Source organism: Sutterella wadsworthensis, from assembly GCF_003315195.1.
In the GTDB taxonomy this organism is placed as follows: Bacteria; Pseudomonadota; Gammaproteobacteria; order Burkholderiales; family Burkholderiaceae_F; genus Sutterella; species Sutterella wadsworthensis.
In genome coordinates this window covers 102985-120082 of sequence record NZ_QNRV01000004.1, presented here as the reverse complement: position 1 = coordinate 120082, position 17098 = coordinate 102985, and the positions used below count along the sequence as shown (strand labels likewise).

Annotated in this window: 16 protein-coding genes; 13 read left to right on the top strand and 3 right to left on the bottom strand. The window is 59.0% G+C overall.

Annotated features, from left to right (window positions below; all coding sequences use genetic code 11):
- The first annotated feature begins 10 nt into the window (after nt 1–10).
- The 8 genes from ndk (at nt 11) to der (ending at nt 9107) form a co-directional block, all read left to right on the top strand.
- Nucleotides 11–436 (top strand): nucleoside-diphosphate kinase, encoded by a 426-nt coding sequence (ndk, locus tag DES29_RS03460; RefSeq protein WP_005430548.1) that lies wholly within the window; start codon nt 11–13, stop codon nt 434–436.
- Nucleotides 436–1638, top strand: coding sequence for a dual-specificity RNA methyltransferase RlmN (rlmN, locus tag DES29_RS03455; protein WP_021994599.1), 1203 nt, complete (start codon nt 436–438; stop codon nt 1636–1638). The genes ndk and rlmN overlap by 1 nt, the downstream gene beginning before the upstream one ends.
- A 27-nt stretch (nt 1639–1665) precedes the next feature.
- Nucleotides 1666–2742: a helix-turn-helix domain-containing protein gene (locus tag DES29_RS03450; RefSeq protein ID WP_113854439.1), complete on the top strand. Its 1077-nt coding sequence runs from the start codon at nt 1666–1668 to the stop codon at nt 2740–2742.
- A gap of 113 nt (nt 2743–2855) precedes the next feature.
- Nucleotides 2856–4109, top strand: a complete 1254-nt coding sequence (gene ispG / locus DES29_RS03445) for a flavodoxin-dependent (E)-4-hydroxy-3-methylbut-2-enyl-diphosphate synthase (RefSeq protein ID WP_021995442.1) — start codon at nt 2856–2858, stop codon at nt 4107–4109.
- A gap of 133 nt (nt 4110–4242) precedes the next feature.
- A complete protein-coding gene (gene hisS / locus DES29_RS03440) occupies nt 4243–5541 on the top strand; it encodes a histidine--tRNA ligase (RefSeq protein ID WP_016475385.1) in 1299 nt (432 codons plus the stop codon).
- A gap of 54 nt (nt 5542–5595) precedes the next feature.
- The gene (locus DES29_RS03435) at nt 5596–6234 is read left to right on the top strand and encodes a YfgM family protein (protein WP_016475024.1); all 639 of its coding nucleotides are present in this window, start codon (nt 5596–5598) and stop codon (nt 6232–6234) included.
- A 231-nt stretch (nt 6235–6465) separates the two neighbouring features.
- Entirely contained in the window at nt 6466–7614 is a 1149-nt protein-coding gene (bamB, locus tag DES29_RS03430; RefSeq protein ID WP_005430540.1) for an outer membrane protein assembly factor BamB, read from the top strand.
- Between the two features lie 137 nt (nt 7615–7751).
- On the top strand, nt 7752–9107 hold the full coding sequence (gene der / locus DES29_RS03425) for a ribosome biogenesis GTPase Der (RefSeq protein WP_021995443.1): 1356 nt from the start codon (nt 7752–7754) through the stop codon (nt 9105–9107).
- A gap of 98 nt (nt 9108–9205) precedes the next feature.
- Here der and DES29_RS03420 read toward each other — a convergent pair whose 3' ends face one another.
- A complete protein-coding gene (locus DES29_RS03420; RefSeq protein WP_021995444.1) occupies nt 9206–10024 on the bottom strand; it encodes a DUF4198 domain-containing protein in 819 nt (272 codons plus the stop codon).
- Between the two features lie 451 nt (nt 10025–10475).
- Here DES29_RS03420 and hfq point away from each other — a divergent pair, with 451 nt between their 5' ends.
- Nucleotides 10476–10727: an RNA chaperone Hfq gene (gene hfq, locus DES29_RS03415; protein ID WP_016475022.1), complete on the top strand. Its 252-nt coding sequence runs from the start codon at nt 10476–10478 to the stop codon at nt 10725–10727.
- Nucleotide 10728: 1 nt separating this feature from the next.
- On the top strand, nt 10729–11961 hold the full coding sequence (gene hflX / locus DES29_RS03410; RefSeq protein ID WP_113854438.1) for a GTPase HflX: 1233 nt from the start codon (nt 10729–10731) through the stop codon (nt 11959–11961).
- Nucleotides 11962–12054: 93 nt separating this feature from the next.
- Here the strand turns inward: hflX and DES29_RS03405 are convergent, their stop codons facing one another.
- Together DES29_RS03405 and DES29_RS03400 are read right to left on the bottom strand one after the other, a co-directional pair.
- Nucleotides 12055–13170, bottom strand: coding sequence for a M20 family metallopeptidase (locus DES29_RS03405; protein ID WP_021995445.1), 1116 nt, complete (start codon nt 13168–13170; stop codon nt 12055–12057).
- A 72-nt stretch (nt 13171–13242) separates the two neighbouring features.
- Nucleotides 13243–13719 carry a YjiG family protein gene (locus DES29_RS03400; protein WP_016475020.1) on the bottom strand — a complete coding sequence of 159 codons (477 nt, stop codon included), beginning with the start codon at nt 13717–13719 and terminating at the stop codon, nt 13243–13245.
- Nucleotides 13720–14123: 404 nt separating this feature from the next.
- Here DES29_RS03400 and hflK point away from each other — a divergent pair, with 404 nt between their 5' ends.
- From hflK to DES29_RS03385, 3 genes are read left to right on the top strand one after another with little or no spacing between them, the layout of a single operon-like run.
- Complete coding sequence (hflK, locus tag DES29_RS03395) at nt 14124–15800, top strand: FtsH protease activity modulator HflK (protein ID WP_021995446.1); 1677 nt, start codon at nt 14124–14126, stop codon at nt 15798–15800.
- A 25-nt stretch (nt 15801–15825) separates the two neighbouring features.
- Complete coding sequence (hflC, locus tag DES29_RS03390; RefSeq protein WP_005430522.1) at nt 15826–16704, top strand: protease modulator HflC; 879 nt, start codon at nt 15826–15828, stop codon at nt 16702–16704.
- A 3-nt stretch (nt 16705–16707) separates the two neighbouring features.
- The gene (locus tag DES29_RS03385; protein WP_005430521.1) at nt 16708–16911 is read left to right on the top strand and encodes a DUF2065 domain-containing protein; all 204 of its coding nucleotides are present in this window, start codon (nt 16708–16710) and stop codon (nt 16909–16911) included.
- The last annotated feature ends 187 nt before the right edge of the window (nt 16912–17098 follow it).

Here is a 17098-nt window from a genome sequence, read left to right as displayed (position 1 = left end):
AGAGCAGAAAATGGCTATTGAGCGCACTCTCTCCATCATCAAGCCGGACGCCGTCGCCAAGAACGTCATCGGCAAGATCTATTCCCGCTTTGAAACGAACGGTCTCAAGATCGTCGCCGCCCAGATGCGCCAGCTGAGCCAGGCTGAAGCCGAAGGCTTCTATGCCGTCCATCGCGAACGTCCCTTCTTTGCCGATTTGGTCAAGTTTATGACCTCCGGCCCCGTCATGATTCAGGTTCTCGAAGGCGAAAACGCCATCCTCAAGAATCGCGAACTCATGGGCGCCACGGATCCGAAGAAGGCCGCTGCCGGCACCATCCGCGCCGATTTCGCTGAAAGCATCGACGCCAATGCTGTTCACGGTTCCGACGCTCCGGAAACGGCCGCCGTTGAAATCGCCTACTTCTTCCCGACGCTTGCGATTCACAGCCGCTAATGTCCGAAACGCTCGTCAACCCTGACAAGCGCGAAGAGGCCGCTTCTGCTCCTGCGGAGGCGGCTGCACGCGTCAATCTTCTCGACTTCGATGCGGCCGGTCTTAAGGCCTGGTGCGAATCGATCGGCGAGAAGCCTTTTCGTGCCCGGCAGCTTACGCGCTGGGTGCATCGTCATCTTGTCTGCGACTTTAACGAGATGACTGATCTCGCGAAGACCTTTCGGGCCAAGCTCCTCAAGCTTGCGGAAATTCGTCCGCCCGAAGTCATTCACGAAAAGAAGTCCTCTGACGGTACGCGCAAGTGGCTTTTTGCCGTCGGCAACGGCAATGCTGTTGAAGCCGTCTTCATCCCTGAAGATGACCGCGGGACACTCTGCATTTCCTCGCAGGCCGGGTGCGCCATGGGGTGCCTCTTCTGCTCGACGGGCAAGCAGGGTTTCAACCGCAATCTCACTACAGCGGAAATCGTGGGCCAGCTTTGGACGGCCGAGCGCGAGCTCTGCCGCGACCGCGGCATCACGGATCCGAATGACCGCGTCATCAGCAATGTCGTGCTGATGGGTATGGGTGAACCGCTGCAGAACCTCGATGCGGTTATTCCCGCGATCAAGATTTTTTTGGACGATGACGGGTACGGCCTTTCACGCCGCCGCGTCACCGTTTCTACCTCTGGACTTGTGCGCCAGATCGACAAGCTTGCAGAAGCTGCCCCGGTGGCGCTTGCTGTAAGTCTTCATGCTGCCGATGATGGGCTGCGCGACAAGCTCATGCCCATCAATAAAAAGCATCCGCTCGACGATCTGATGGCCGCCTGCCGGCGCTACCTGCGTGTGGCTCCGCGCGACTTTATTACGTTTGAATACGTAATGCTCGGCGGCATCAACGATTCACTCGCCGATGCCGATCATCTTGCGGCTTTGGTTCGCCGCGAGCACGTGCCTTGCAAGTTCAATCTGATTCCCTTCAATCCTTTTCCGCAGTCAGACCTTGAAAAGCCTGACCGGGAGAAGGTGCTCGCCTTCTGTCGCCGGCTCAACGAGCTCGGTTACGTGACAACGGTGCGCAAGACCCGCGGCGACGACATCGACGCTGCGTGCGGTCAGCTCGCCGGTGAAGTGCGCGATCGTACGCGTCGAGCGGAACGTCTCGCACAGCAGAAGGCTGAGGCTGCGGTGATTCTGTATCGCCCGCAGCATTCTTGAAACCGTCGTTTTCATTGAGGCGCATCCATGGCTGAGAGCAATTTCACGACCCCAGAGCAAAAAAATGCTGCAGACCGCTCGAGCGGCTCGGCGTCCGAGAAGCTCGAGCCGAGTCTCAACACGCTGCAGGGCGAAACTGCCCAGACGCAGGCAGAACCGACTATTCCCGTACGTGAGGAAGCGTTGGCTGCCCCTAAGGGGTTTGGTGCGGTGCTTCGAGCTGCTCGAGAGGCCGAAGGCATTTCTGTGGGCGATATGGCCGTACAGTGCCGTCTTGCCGTGACACAGATTCGCGCGCTCGAAGAGGAGCGCCTTGAGAATTTGCCCGAACCCGTCTATGTGCGTGCTTTCATTCGCGGGTATGCGCATGCGCTTAAGATTGATCCGGCGCCTTTGGTTGACGACTACATGATGCGCTGCGGGCGCCGCGGCGCTGCCGTGGAGGTGGGGCAGCTCCCGAACCGTTCTCCCTCTAGGGAAGCGGTTTTCCATGAACCGCCGAAAAACCGCACCTTGAAGGCCGTGCTCTTCGTGGTGTTGGCGGCGCTTGTTGGCGGCGGCATCTGGGCAGTCTATACCGATCAGTTTGCCAGTCTGCACACCTCGAGCGAAGCGCAGAAGGTTGAGTCCGGTGCCAACGAGGCTAAAGAGACTAAGACACCGGCCGCTGAGCCGGCAGAAAGCGCTGCTGCGCCTTCGGATGCTGCTCCTGAGACTCAGCCTGCTCAGCCGTCAGCTCCCGCCGCAGCGCAAGCTCAGCCGACACCGTCGGCCGCGCCGGCTCCTGCTGCGCAGACCGCGTCAGCCGCGCCGGCGCAACCGGCGCCCGCTGCTTCCGCTCAGCCGCCCGCTGCCGCACCGGTGCTCCACAAGGTGGAATTCCGTCTGGGAGCTGGGGCCAGCTGGGTTCAGGTTATCGCACCCAATGGCCGCAATGTAGTAGCAAGCGAAATGCGTCCGCAGTCTGTGCAGGCCTATGAGATTCCGAAGGGTTCGCGCTTCACGATAGGCAATGCCGGCGTCGTCTCGCTCACGATCGACGGTGAGGTTTATCCGTTGGACGGCGTCGTACGAAACGGCATCGCCCGCTTTACCATCGAATAATCGCCCGGCACCTTCGGGCATGCCGGAGAGTCCAAAAAGGCGCTCGCCGCTCGATACGTCGAGCTAAGGCGCCTTTTCTGATTTCTGCGGTTTCAGTTAAAAAGAGCAACGAGATGCCAACAGTGAATGCTTGCGGTCTCAACCGTCATTGGACCACGCCTGTTGATGTGATTTGGGGTTCGACGACCGTTACGATCGGCGGCGGCCGGCCAGTAGTCGTGCAGTCGATGACCAATACGGCAACGGCAGATGCAGAGGCGTCCTATCGACAGACGGCCGAACTCGCCGAGGCGGGCAGCGAACTCGTGCGGCTCACGGTGAATACGCCCGATGCGGCGCGGGCGGTCGTGGCTATCCGCGAAAAACTCGATGCGGCGGGAATTCATGTGCCGCTGGTGGGCGACTTCCATTACAACGGGCACAAACTCCTCACGGAAATCCCTGAATGTGCTGACTGCTTATCGAAGTACCGCATCAATCCGGGCAATGTCGGCAAAGGCACCAAGGCCGAAGAGAACTTCGCGATGATGATCGAGGTTGCCAAACGTACGGGCGCAGCGGTGCGCATCGGCGTGAACGGCGGGTCGCTTGATCAGGCGCTCTTAGCTCGGCTGATGGATGAAAATCGTCAGTCCGAACACCCGGAGTCGCCGCAGGCCGTGCTCCGTGAGGCACTGGTTCGCTCGGCAGTGGAATCCGCAGAGGCTGCGCAGTCGCTGGGACTGCCTGCCAATCGCCTTGTCCTTTCCTGCAAGGTTTCGGAGGTTCAGGAACTTATTGCGCTTTACCGGACCCTCTCGCGCCGCACGAAGGCGGCGCTCCATTTGGGATTGACGGAAGCGGGCATCGGCAGCAAAGGCATTGTGGCGTCAACGGCTGCACTGGCCGTACTGCTTGAGGAAGGCATCGGCGACACCATCCGGGTTTCACTCACGCCAGCTCCCGGAGCATCGCGCACGGAAGAAGTGATCGTGGCACAGGAAATCCTGCAGTCGATGGAGCTGCGCAGTTTCACGCCGCTCGTGACGAGCTGCCCGGGGTGCGGCCGCACCTCGTCGGATCTCTTTCAGCGTCTGGCGCAGGAGACACAGCAGTTTCTGCGGGCGCGGGCGCCGGAGTGGCGGCGTATTGCCCCGGGTTCGGAAGCGATGAAGGTGGCGGTGATGGGCTGCATCGTCAACGGTCCGGGGGAAAGCCGGCAAGCCGATATTGGCGTAAGCCTTCCGGGATCGGGTGAAAGCCCTGTCGCACCCGTCTACATACGCGGAGAGAAGGCAGGCGTGCTCAAAGGCGCGGACATTGCCAAGCAGTTTCAGGATATCATTGAAAAATTCGTCCGCGAAAACTACGCGAAGCAGGGGAGCTGAGCGGCGACCTCTGCCTTTTACACAGCATTTTCACAAAGCGGTGCGTCGTTCATCCATAAAATGACGGCGTATCCGGGGCCGGCAGAGCACAGCGGTGCCGCAGCCTCAGACATACCAAGCAGCAACAGAGCAAATGGCTAAAGAAAAATTCACCGGCGTCAAGGGCATGAATGACATGCTTCCGCAGGACGCTCCCATCTGGCAGTACGTGCAGAAGACCTGCGTCGACGTGCTGTCGTCCTACGGTTATCAGGAAATCCGTACGCCGATTCTTGAAAATACGCGCGTTTTTACCCGCGGCGTCGGCGAGGTAACGGACATCGTTGAAAAGGAGATGTACAGCTTCACCGACTCCATGAACGGCGATCAGCTGACGCTTCGTCCGGAATGCACCTCCGCTGTGGTTCGTGCTGTTAATGAACACAATCTCCTTTACGGAACCACACAGCGCCTTTGGTACTGCGGCCCGATGTTCCGTCATGAACGCCCGCAGCGCGGCCGCTACCGTCAGTTCCATCAGCTCGGCGCTGAAGCGCTCGGCATGGCGGGCCCGGACATTGATGCCGAAATCATTATGATGCTCGCGCGCATGTGGAAGGCGCTTGGCGTTGGTCCGGTGAAGCTCGAAATGAATACGCTGGGCGCTCAGGAAGAGCGTCAAAAGCACCGTGAAGCGCTGATCGCCTACTTCGAAGCCCATAAGGATCAGCTCGACGAAGATGCGCTCCGTCGTCTTTATACGAATCCGCTGCGCATTCTTGACACGAAGAATCCCGACATGCAGGGGCTCGTGGACGCTGCGCCTAAGCTGCTCGACTACCTTGGCGAAGAAAGCCGGGCATTCCTTAGCCGCCTTGAAGAGCTGGTGTCTTCTGCCGGCATTGAATACTCGATCAATCCTCGTTTGGTGCGCGGTCTCGATTATTACAACCACACCGTGTTTGAGTGGATTACGGATAAGCTCGGCGCTCAGGGTACGATCTGCGGCGGCGGCCGTTACGATCCGCTCGTTGAAATGCTCGGCGGCCGTCCTGCTCCCGGGGTGGGTTTTGCCATGGGGATGGAACGCGTTATCGAACTGATGCGTGAAGTGGGACAAGTGCCAAAGGCCTCGCAGACCGACGTCTATGTGCTCCACCACGGCGGCGAGTCACAGGCCAAGGCCATGCTGCTCGCTGAAACCATGCGCGACCGCGGCATTCGTGTGGTGACGCATCCGGGCGAGGCGAGCATCAAGAGCCAGATGAAAAAGGCTGATGCTTCCGGCGCCGAATTTGCCGTTTTTGCCACCGAGGATGAACTCGCTCAGGGCACGGTCGGCATCAAGGCGCTGCGTGCGCACGAGCATGCGCCCTTTGCCGAACAAACGCTGGTAGCGACGGCGGAAGCTGCCGACAAGGTGGCCGAAGCGCTTGCTGCCCTCCATCGCTGATGCTGTTCAGTACTGGTTATAAGATTCAAAAAATTTCAACAAAAGGTTTGAGCCATGGCTTACGACTTGGAAGAACAAGAGAGCATTGACCAAATGAAGGCCTGGTGGGACCGCTGGGGCACGCCCGTAACGAGCGTGGTCTGCGTGTGCTGCCTCGCCTTTGCTGGCTGGAACGGCTGGAATTGGTGGCAGCGCAATCAGGCGGCCAAAGCTTCTCAGATCTATGCTGCGCTGCAGAATGCCGTTGCAACGCATGACCTCAAGAACGTTCAGTCGCTCTCGGCTGGTTTGATTTCTGAGTACAGCTCCACGCTCTATGCGCCGCTGGCGGCTTTTGCTTCTGCACAGTCCGCGTCGGATGCGGGCGATCTGGCCGATGCCAAAGCTAAGCTCAATTGGGTGATTGAGAAGTCCGGCCGTCCGGAGTACGACACGGTGGCTCGCGTTCGCCTCGCCGGCGTTCTGTTTGACGAAGGCAAGCTCGACGAGGCGGCTGCGGTGCTGGCTGCCGCCAAGCCTGCCGAGGCGCAGAAGGTTCTGGTGCTCGACCGTCAGGGCGATATTTGGGCGGCTAAGGGTGACTTGCAGAAAGCTCGAGATGCTTGGACGCAGGCTCAGGCCGCGCTCAATCCGCAGGATCCTCTGAACCGCGTGCTTGAACTGAAGCTTGCGGCGCTGCCCTCAGCGAGCTGAATCCAGGCGTTTCAGGCGCGGCTCGTCATCGGGAACGGTTCGGCGGGCGGATGATTCCTGCTGCCGCATCCGCGCAGCGCAATGAAAGCGGCCGTCGGGAGAGGTCCTGCGGCTGCGCTTTCTTTTAGAATTCAGGGCGCGCAACCGACTTCTAAAGCGATGCACCTTTGCTGATGTGTTTTCTCTTTTTAGTTGGACAACGCAGTCCCCAATCTCAAGGTCCTTGCACACATGACCCATAAGTCTTCCTTCACCGCTCTCGCAGCAGCTCTTGCCGTCCTGCCGCTGGCCGGCTGCGGCATCTTCTCGTCTTCGAGCACGCATGATCCGCACGATTATCCGGACTTCAAGCAGACGAACCTGGCGCGCGTCGTCTGGCGCACGAATGTGGGTGACGCGGCTGAGCGCAATCTCGCGCCGGCTGTGACGGACACGGCGGTCTATGCGGCAGGCTCCAATCGGGTCGTGCGTCTGGATCGTCAAACCGGCAGCATCGTCTGGCGTACGACCACCGACGGCGATGTGACAGCGGGCGTCGGCACTGACGGCAGTCATGTGGCGGTGGGCACATCAACGGGCAAAGTGCAGGTGTTCGATGCTGAAGGCAAACTCTCCTGGGAAGCGAAACTTTCATCGGACATGGAAGTGCCGCCGCTGGTGGGTGCCAATCGCGTCATTGTGAAGACGTCGGACACCCGCATCACGGCTTTTGACCTCATTACAGGCCAGCGCGTCTGGCACTATCAGGGCCAGGCGCCGGCGCTTACGCTTCGTGCCTTTTCGCAGATGGCATGGTCGCCTGCGGGCATTCTCGTCGGTCAGGCTAACGGTCGGCTTATGGCGCTCAACCCAAATGACGGCCGCGTCGTCTTTGATGCCGTCATCGGTCAGGCCAAGGGCATCACAGAAGTTGAGCGTCTGATTGACGTGGTCGGCCGCCCCTGGGTTGATCAGGAACTCATGTGCGCAGCCGCTTTCCAAGGCAATGTCGTTTGTATGAATGTACAGAACGGACGCCTTGTCTGGAATGCCAAGGTTGACGCGGTGACCGGGCCGGTGGCAGACGGCCGTCTGGTGTATGAGGTTGACGATGCGAGCCGCATTCACGCCTTCAACCGTCAGAACGGCCGTGAGGCTTGGGTGAACGAAAGCTTCCTTTACCGTTCCGCTTCGGCGCCGATCCGCGTAGGAACATCGCTTGCTTTCGGCGACTACGAGGGCAACATTACGTTCCTTGATCCGGCGACCGGCACTCCCGTCGCGCGCACGAAGCTCTCCGGCGCCGTCACCACGCCTGCGGCGCAGTACGGCTACGGCGCTGTCTTTCAGACGGTCGAAGGCGACGTGGCCTATGTGGTTGAAGGAGCCGACTCGGAATAGTCCGAGATTCGCTACAAAGAGCGGGAGCAGAATCGACTCTCGCCAACGACAATTTATTTTTATCAAGCGCCGCGCAGCTGACTTTCATGATGGTCATGAGTCCGCCGTGCGGCGGTTGAATTTCTAGTTTTCCTAACATGCTTCCAGTCATCGCTCTCGTGGGCCGGCCTAATGTCGGCAAGTCGACGTTTTTCAATCGGCTCACCCGCAGCCGAGATGCCATCGTGGCAGATTTTCCTGGTCTCACCCGAGATCGCCAGTACGGTCAGGGACGCGTCGGTCCCGGTCCTTACATCGTGGTGGATACGGGCGGTTTTGAGCCCGTGCGCACCGAAGGGATTGTGCAGGCCATGGCGGGGCAGGCCGAGCTTGCGATTGAGGAGGCCGACGTTGTTCTTTTCCTGACCGACGCCCGTGCCGGTTTGACGCCGCAGGATATCCGCATCGCGCAGCATCTGCGCCGCGCCGATCGACCGGTCGTGCTGCTTGTCAATAAAGCCGAAGGTCTCACGGAAACCGCCAAAGCGGAGTTCTATGAACTCGGGCTCGGTGAACCGCATCTGGTTTCCGGCGCGCATGGTCAGGGTGTCCGCGATGCGCTCGATCTGGCGTTCTCGTGCCTGCCTGAAGACTTTCCTTTTGACGAACCGGAAGCCGAAGAAGACGATGACGGTCCCCGCCGCATCAAGGTCACGCTTGCTGGCCGTCCGAATGCCGGCAAATCCACCCTCATCAATGCGTTGGTCGGCGAAGAGCGCGTTATTGCTTTTGATATGCCGGGCACCACGCGCGATGCGATCAAGATCGATTTCGAATATGACGGACGCCCCTACGAACTGGTGGATACGGCCGGTCTGCGCAAGAAAGGCCGTGTTTTTGAGGCCGTGGAGAAGTTTTCCGTCGTTAAAACGCTGCAGGCCATTGAGGACGCCAACGTTGTCATTCTTGTCGTTGACGCCAAGGAAGGCGTGAGTGAAGGTGATGCCCACATCGCCGGCTACGTGCTCGATGCCGGGCGCGCGCTGGTGGTGGCAGTCAATAAATGGGATCTGCTCGACAGCTATGAACGCGAACGGTTCAATCTGGACCTCGAGCGTAAACTCCACTTCCTGCGCTGGGCCCGCATGATCCGCATCTCGGCGCTCAAGCGCAACGGCCTCAACCATTTGATGCGGGCGGTCGACGAAGCCCATGCCGCAGCATATGCCAAGCTGCCTACGCCGAAGCTCACGCGTGCGCTGCTCGAAGCGGTCCAGCGCCAGCAGCCGCCGCGAGCCAAAGGCGGTCGTCCGAAGCCCCGCTATGCACACCAGGGCGGCAGCAATCCTCCGGTGATCGTGATTCACGGCAATGCTTTGGAGGATATCGGAGAGTCCTATCGCCGCTATCTCGAGGGCTATTTCCGCGATACCTTCAATCTCGCGGGCACACCGCTTCGCGTGGAATTCCGCACGAAGGCCAATCCGTACGTGGATGAACAGAAAAAGCGCTGAGCTCGGACGCTCTCGGCGGCAAAGAAAAGACGCTTCACCGGCTAAGCCGGGGAGCGTCTTTTCATTATCAGCGCACTCGCAACGCGTAAATGGGCGTATCAGAGGCCTGGCTGTCGAATCTTGCGAATCAGGGGTTTGCCGAATTCGGTCCAGAGCACAGCGCCCATTTCAACGGGTTTGTCGACGCCGTCGACCTTGAGCGTATAGCCCGCATCGCGCACTGCCGCAAAGCCCCACCATCCCGCCCAAGGCGCCGCAAAAGTGAAGATGCCGTTGTCGTCGGTCTTCATGACCTGGGTGGTGTAGTAGGAATTGCGCGGCTGATAAAGGTCGCTTTCATTGAGAAATTCGACCTTCACCGTTGTGTTGGGCGCGGATTTGCCGTCAACGAGCACGCGGCCTTGAAAGAGCGTTCCGGCATAGTTGCCGTACGGACGCGTGAGCGGCACGATTTCAGTCTTCACGCCGACGGGTTTGGACCAGTCATCGTCCTTGGGATCAATGCCGAGGCCGGCGCCCAGCGCAGGAACAATGACCTTGGTGTAGTGCAGGTAAAACTTATCTTCGGACTGCTCCCAATAAGGGAGCGGTTCAACGACAAATTGATAGACGCCGGGCTTTTCGAATTTGTATTCGAGCGTCCAGTCATCCCGGCCGAAAAGCTTTCCCGGACGCAGCGCCGGCGTCAAATCGGTTTTGCGGCCGTCTTCAACCACATAGAAGGCCGCGGGCTTGACCATTGTCATCGTGCTCGCTTCCATCGGGCGAATAAAGCTCACATCGAGCTTGAAAGCAGTCTTGGACTGCTCAAGGACCATGGCGGGATCGGGAAGGATGAGGCCGAAATGAGCAGCGGCCGGCAGGCTTGCTGCAAGCGTGCCGGCAAACAGGGCGGCGGAGAAGGTGCGGTGAAGCATGGGGTGGCATTCCTCGGAATGTGCGTCTCACGCAGAGGTCGGTCTGCGCATTGTTTGCGGACAATCATAGCCTTCACTGAAGTCCTTGGACAGCGCAAAGTGCAGGCGCCGATCGCTTCAAAGCGAGTGCATCTAAGGAGAAAAGCGTGCTGAACAACGTAATGCCGCAATAGTTCCTTGCAAATGCAGATGCGGCATTGCCTTAAGGAGGCCGAGCCTGCCGGCCGGCAGTGCTAATATTTCAAGCAGTTTTGCGGCGGAGGCCTATGCTCCACCAATCCGACGGTTTATTTCAAACGGCCGACGGAGAGCGGGTTCCCGCAACATATGCCGCGCGCAATTTATACGCGCAGAGACGGACGCACACGACTCTCACGGCGCAGCGGAAGAAAACAACAATCAACGCAAGACCTGCATGTGCGAAGCTGCAGCGTCGGAGAAAAAGAAAATCATGCCCAGCAATAAGGTTCAGCTTCTGCAGGATCCGTTCCTCAACATGCTGAGGAAGGAACATATTCCCGTTTCGATCTATCTGGTCAACGGCATCAAGCTTCAGGGACAGATCGAATCTTTCGACCAGTACGTCGTCATTTTGCGCAACACCTTGACGCAGATGGTCTACAAGCACGCCATCAGCACCGTTGTGCCTTCGCGCGCCGTCTCGATGACTGCTCAGCCTGCCGGCGACGCAACGGAGAACTGATCTGTCAAAATTTCAGCTCGATGAAACGCACGCGAAGAAAGCCTCGCGTGCGTTTCTAGTCGTTGTTTCCGTTGGCCGGGCTTTTTATCAGGACTCCGCCGAGGAATTGAGGCTGCTCGTATCCTCGGACGGACTTGAGCCCGTTGGGCTCATGCAGGCCAAGCGGGAAAAGCCGGATCCGGCTACATTTTTAGGTTCCGGAAAGATTGAAGAGCTCGGCATCCTCGCCAAAGAGGCAGAGGTGGATGTTGTCGTTTTCGATATCGCCCTTTCAGCGGCGCAGGAGCGCAACATTGAGCGTCTGATCGGGATTCCCGTATTGGATCGTACGGAACTTATTCTTGACATTTTCCGCCAGCGCGCCAAGAGCCGTGAAGGCCGTCTTCAGGTTGAACTGGCTCGGCTCGAACACTTGTCAACACGTCTTGTCCGCGGGTGGACTCACCTGGAGCGCCAGCGCGGCGGCTTAGGGAAGACGGGCGGACCGGGCGAAAAGCAAATTGAGCTTGACCGGCGCATGATCGGCACGCGCATGAAGCAGTTGAGAGATCAGCTCAAGCGCTTGGCTCGGCAGCGGGGCACGCAGCGCCGCGCCCGTTCGCGCGGCGATTCGATCACCGTATCGCTCGCGGGCTATACGAATGCCGGCAAGTCGACGCTTTTCAATAAGATCACGCGTGCGGAAACGTACGCTGCCGACCAGCTTTTCGCCACGCTGGATACAACGGCGAGAAAGTTCTGGCTCTCCGATGAGGAAACGGTGGTGGCGACCGACACGGTCGGTTTTATCCGCGGTCTGCCGCATCAGCTGATTGAGGCCTTCAAGTCGACCCTGGATGAAACGGTGCATGCTGATCTCATTTTGCATGTGGTCGATGCATCCTCTCCGGTGCGGGAGGAGCAGATTGCCGAAGTCAATTCGGTTCTCGCCGACATCCATGCCGACGATGTGCCGGTGATCTTGGTCTACAACAAGATTGACGTTACCGGACAGGCGCCGGAGATTGTCCGAGATCAGAACGGCCGGCCTAAGGCAGTGTTCGTGTCGGCACTGACGGGTGCCGGGCTCGATGAACTTCGCCAAGCGGTTTCGGAATTCTCCGCGGCCTGGCGGGAAGAGCATCCTAACGAACCGCGTGAGCTCGAGGATTGGGAGCTTGAGCGGACGGATGAAGCTCTTCCTCGGCGCAAAACGCCGGCCGAAGAGCTCGCCGAGCTTGAAAGTCTCCTTTAATCGCGCTTTAGAAAAAAAACAGCCCGTAACGTGTCGTACGGGCTGTTTTTCTTTATGGGCTTAAGCCGATTCGCTCAAATCGAAGGGCGGTGCTCAGAGCAGGCTGAAGAAGTTGGTGAGCATCTTGACGCGCTCTTCCACCGTGTCCAGTCGCAGGTATTCACGCTCTGTATGGAAGCACGCACCGGCCGGACCGCAGCCGTCAATGACCGGGATACCCGCCTTGGCGATGCGGTTGCCGTCAGAGCCGCCGCCCGCGTCAACAAACTTAGCTTCAAAACCGGTCATCTTCGCGGCTTCCGTGATTTTTGCGGTCAGTGCCTTCGCGTCGTCCGACAGCGGCATGGCCGGGGTGAAGCCTAAAAGCTCAACCGTCTGCGATACGCCGGGGGCCCAAGAACGTTCAGCGAGCTCAAAGATCTGATTTTCAAGGTCAGAGCCGTCCTTGTCGAAGCAGTAGCGCAGGTCAAAGCGAACCTCACAGCTGTCCGGAATGACATTGGTCGCGGTGCCGCCGGCAATGATGCCGGGGTTGACTGTCGTGCCTTTGGACGGGTCAGCAAGCTCATAGCACGCCAGGCTGAAGCGCATGGCAGCCACATTGGCGTTGGCGCCGTCCTGAGGATTGTTGCCGGCATGAGCAGAGCGGCCGCGAAAGACGACTTTGAGGTCTGCCACGCCCTTGCGCGAACGCACCAATTCGCCGCCCGCCCTTGCGCACTCTACGATGAGCGCGCACTTGGATCTTGCGCCGATGGAGGCGAGCCATTCGTGGGAGCTCGTGGAGCCGATTTCTTCGTCAGGGTTGAAGGCGCAGCAGATGGAAAGCCGCTCCAAGTCCTTCGGACGCGCCGTTTTGCAGGCGTAATAGGCTGCCAGAATGCCGCCCTTGCAGTCCGCGCAGCCCGGGCCATGCGCGAAGTCGCCGTCAATGGAGAAGGGGCGCGCGGCGGCAGTGCCGTCGGCAAAAACCGTGTCGAGATGACCGTTCAGAAGGACGTCGTAGTGGTCGGCATGCGGCTTATTTCTTGCAAGAAGACCCCGACCCGCTTTGGGGCCGAGGTCTATGAGTTCGCATGTGAAGCCGATGGATTCGAAGTAGCCCTTCATGATTTCCGCTGCGCGAGTGACGCCGGCCGTATTGCACGTGCCGCAGTCCAGATTCACGAGTGGGGCGAGGTCTTTGATGTAGTCGTCTAGAAGCGCCATTTTTGAGGTCTGCTCCGCGTAAGTGTGTGAAGAATTCCGTGCGGCGCAGACCAGACTGATTCAGGTCGGCAGTCAGTTGCCGAGCATCAGGATGCGCATCACGAACAGTGAGACGAAGGCGGTCAACACTGGGATCGCCATGATAAGCGGAATCTTACTGCCCTTGATGCCGATGACGCCGAGGCAGCGGCCCAGATATTGAATCTGAGAACCCATCAGGAAGATGGCGGGGCAGACGATAGCGAGCTGAGTGCCGTTGAGCACGCCGTTGTCAAAGAGTGCTACGGCGACGCCTACGCCGCCGCCCATCGACATCCAGCCGCCGAGCAGCACAGTGGCTGCTTCGCCGGGGAGGCCGAAAATACCCATGATCGGCGAAAAGATCTGACCGATGAGCGCGAGAAGCCCTGAATGGTTAAGGATCTTGATGATCACGAAAGCCATCAGGACGTTCGGAATGGTGGAAGTGACGCAGATGTTCCAACCTTGGACGGCGCCCTTCACGAAGACGTCGGTGACCATGGGTTTGGCGGGAGCAGGATGATTCATGGCAGCCTTGGCTGAGGATTGAGAGTGTAGTTGGGTTGCGGCCGGGGACAGCAGAATCTGCAGGGAACGGCTGCTGTACAAAAAAGGTTTTGGCGAATTGTATAGGCCTGCCGGTCCTTCGCAAACCTGAGGAAACCACTGTCTATATGGCTTAGATCAAGGACGGATGAGAGTACGGTGCGGCGCGCTGAAGGATCGCAGGAGAGATCTGTACGGGCATTTGGGATGCTGGAAGTGTGTGGAAAGGCAATATTGATTGACTAAAGACGCGCGATAGCGGTTTTCTTCGTTAAACTTCATAGACCTTTGTCTAAATTGGACGTAGAAGAGGTCAACGGACAGGAGGACGGGCGAAATGATCGGCTCGGCCTAAAAAGGAGATCTCTTCAAGAACGGAGTTATTGATGTCGCTTAATGACCCTCACTGGGGCCGCAGCTCTGACGAAGAGAAGAAGAACGACCGCGGAGACAACGAACAGCGCTCTGACGGCGTCGGAGAAGACGGCGAAGAACAAAACGCCCGGCAGAATCCGAATGCGCAAGATGATCGGAATCCGGCGGATTCGTCTGCTGACGGTTCGCGCCGCACCAGCCGCGATGCCCGTGAAGACGATGAGCAGCGCGATCGCCGCTCGCAAGGTCTTCTTTCGGACGATGATCTTGAAAATTTGTGGTCGAATTTTCAGCAGGCGGCCAACAAGATTATGGGGCGCCAAGGCCGCTCGAATCAGGAGGATCTCCGTTCGCGGCTCAAGAGCCGCGATGATTTCTCGCGAGACGATGAGCCCAATGATGCTGCGCCTCGACAGAAGGGCGACGACTATCCCGATGACGGCGGTACGCACGGCAGCCAGAAGCGGCAGGGGCTTTTTGCCGAATTGGACCGGCTCCGCAATCAATTTGAGGAAGACGATCAGCGTCAGCAGCAGCGCCGTGAAAGCGGTGCCCGCAACGGCGGCAATGGCCGTGGCGGCAACGGCGGCGGTCTCTTCGGGGGCGGCCGAGGCGCACGCGCCGGCGGCTTTTCAGTTTCCGTGCTCGCGGTCTGTGCCGTTATTGGCTGGAGCGTAAGCGGCTTTTACATCGTCCCCGAAGGTCAGACGGGCGTCGTCACCACATTCGGCGCCTACAGCAAGTCGACCATGCCTGGCATCAACTGGCATTTGCCGGCTCCGATTCAGGATGTCGAGCTCGTTGACGTGAGCAGCGTCCGTACGGCGGAAATCGGCATGCGCGGCACGACAGACCGTCTGCGCGAGGCGCTGATGCTTACTGACGACGAGAACATCGTTGACGTTCAGTTCAACGTCCAATACCGCATCAAGCCTGAAACCGGCGCTAAGGACTATCTCTTCAATACGCGCGCGCCTGACGCCTCCGTTACACAGGCCGCCGAATCGGCCATGCGCGAAGTGGTCGGCCGAAAAGCAATGGACAGCGTTCTCTTCGAGTCCAAGGCTGAAATTGCCGAGGCTGTGCGCAATTCCATGCAGGCTATGCTGGATCGCTACTCTACCGGTATTGAGGTGATGAGCGTCGCCATTCAAAACGCTCAGCCGCCCCAGCAGGTGCAGGCTGCGTTCAATGACGCGGTGAAAGCCGGCCAGGACCGTGAACGTCAGATTAATTTGGGCGAGGCGTACATGAACGCCGTGATCCCGAAGGCGCAGGGTACGGCTTCGCGCCTGAAGGAAGAAGCTGAGGGCTACAAAGCCCGCGTCGTAGAAACCGCACGAGGCGATGCTGACCGCTTTACTTCCGTCTATACCGAATATGCCAAGGCGCCGCAGGTGACGCGCGACCGCATTTACGTGGATGCCATGCGTGACATTTATCAAAACGTCACCAAGGTTTATGTAGATCAGAAGTCTGGGTCGAACCTCCTCTATCTGCCTCTCGACAAGATCGTTGCGTCCACGCAGGCCGCGGCGAAGTCCGAAGCAGATTCAGCCGTGCCTACAAGTTCGGCAGCTGCTGCGAGCACTTCGGCGCCCAATACTGCCGGCACCAATTCGGCTGGATCGGCGACCTATTCCACCGATATCGATCCGCGTGAAATGATCCGCAGCCGTCTGCGCTGAGATGACCGACTGAAGAGAAGAACAGATGAAAAGCATTACTTCCATTGCCGTCGGCGTTGTTGTGGCCGCGGGCCTTGCGCAGACGTGCCTTTACACCGTAGGCGAACGAGAATACGCCATGTTGTTCGCACTCGGCGAACTCAAAACCGTCGTGACCGAGCCGGGGCTGCACTTCAAGTTGCCTGCACCGCTCCAGAATGTCGTATATCTCGATAAGCGCATCCTGACGCTCGACGCGTCCGGTGCCGATCTCGTGCAGACGAGCGAGAAGAAGAACCTGATGATCGACACGTTCGTCAAGTGGCGCATCGGTGACGCTCGCCGCTACTGGGTGTCCTTCCAGGGCAGCGAACGTGCTGCGAGCGATCGTCTGGCGATGCTGCTGCGCGACGTGCTCAATATTGCCGTTAATAAACGCACGGTGAATCAAATCACTTCGAGCGAACGTGAAAAAGCGATGGCGGAGATTTCCGAACTCCTGCAGGCGCGCGTCAAGGCGCTGGGCATCGACATCGTCGACGTACGCATGAAGCGCGTGGACTTTACGCCCGAAATTTCCGAATCGGTCTACAGCCGTATGGAAGCTGAACGTAAGCGCGTGGCCAGTGAAGAGCGCAGCAAGGGTGCGGCTCAGGCCGAGCGCATCCGTGCCGGTGCTGATCGTCAGAGCGAAGTGATTCTCGCTGAGGCTTATCGCGATGCGCAGAAGACCAAGGGCGAGGGCGACGGCGAAGCCGCGCGCATCTATGCCGACGCTTTCGGCAAGGATCCGGAATTCGCTCGCTTCTACCGCTCGCTCGAGGCTTATCGCCGAAGCTTCTCGCAGAAGTCCGACGTCATGGTGGTCGATCCGTCGGCCGACTTCTTCAGTTATTTGAAGAAAGAAGGCGGGGAGCAGAACTAACTCATGGACGGCTGGGAAGTTTTGCTGCTTTCACTCGGCTGGGTGCTTGTATTCGAAGGCATCAGTCCGCTGATAGCTCCTGAACGCTGGCTCGCGATGCTCGCTGAGCTCACGAAGGCCGATCCAAGAGTCATACGCGCGGCGGCCTCCGTTCTGGTGGCGCTCGGCCTGGTGATTATCTGGAGCTTTCTCGGCAAAGTCTCCTAGGCGGCTCGCCCGCGCGCAAGACCGTCTGCATCCTTTGCGCGCGCCTCCCGCTCTCATGTGGGAGGCGTCGGCAGGCACACGCGGCGTGTGCTATCTTCACGGTTGCGTCCGCACTCGGTTGATGGAAGGTAAACGCTGCCTTGAACCGAGCGGCAGATCGCCGGCGCCTGCAATGGTTTCGCGCAAG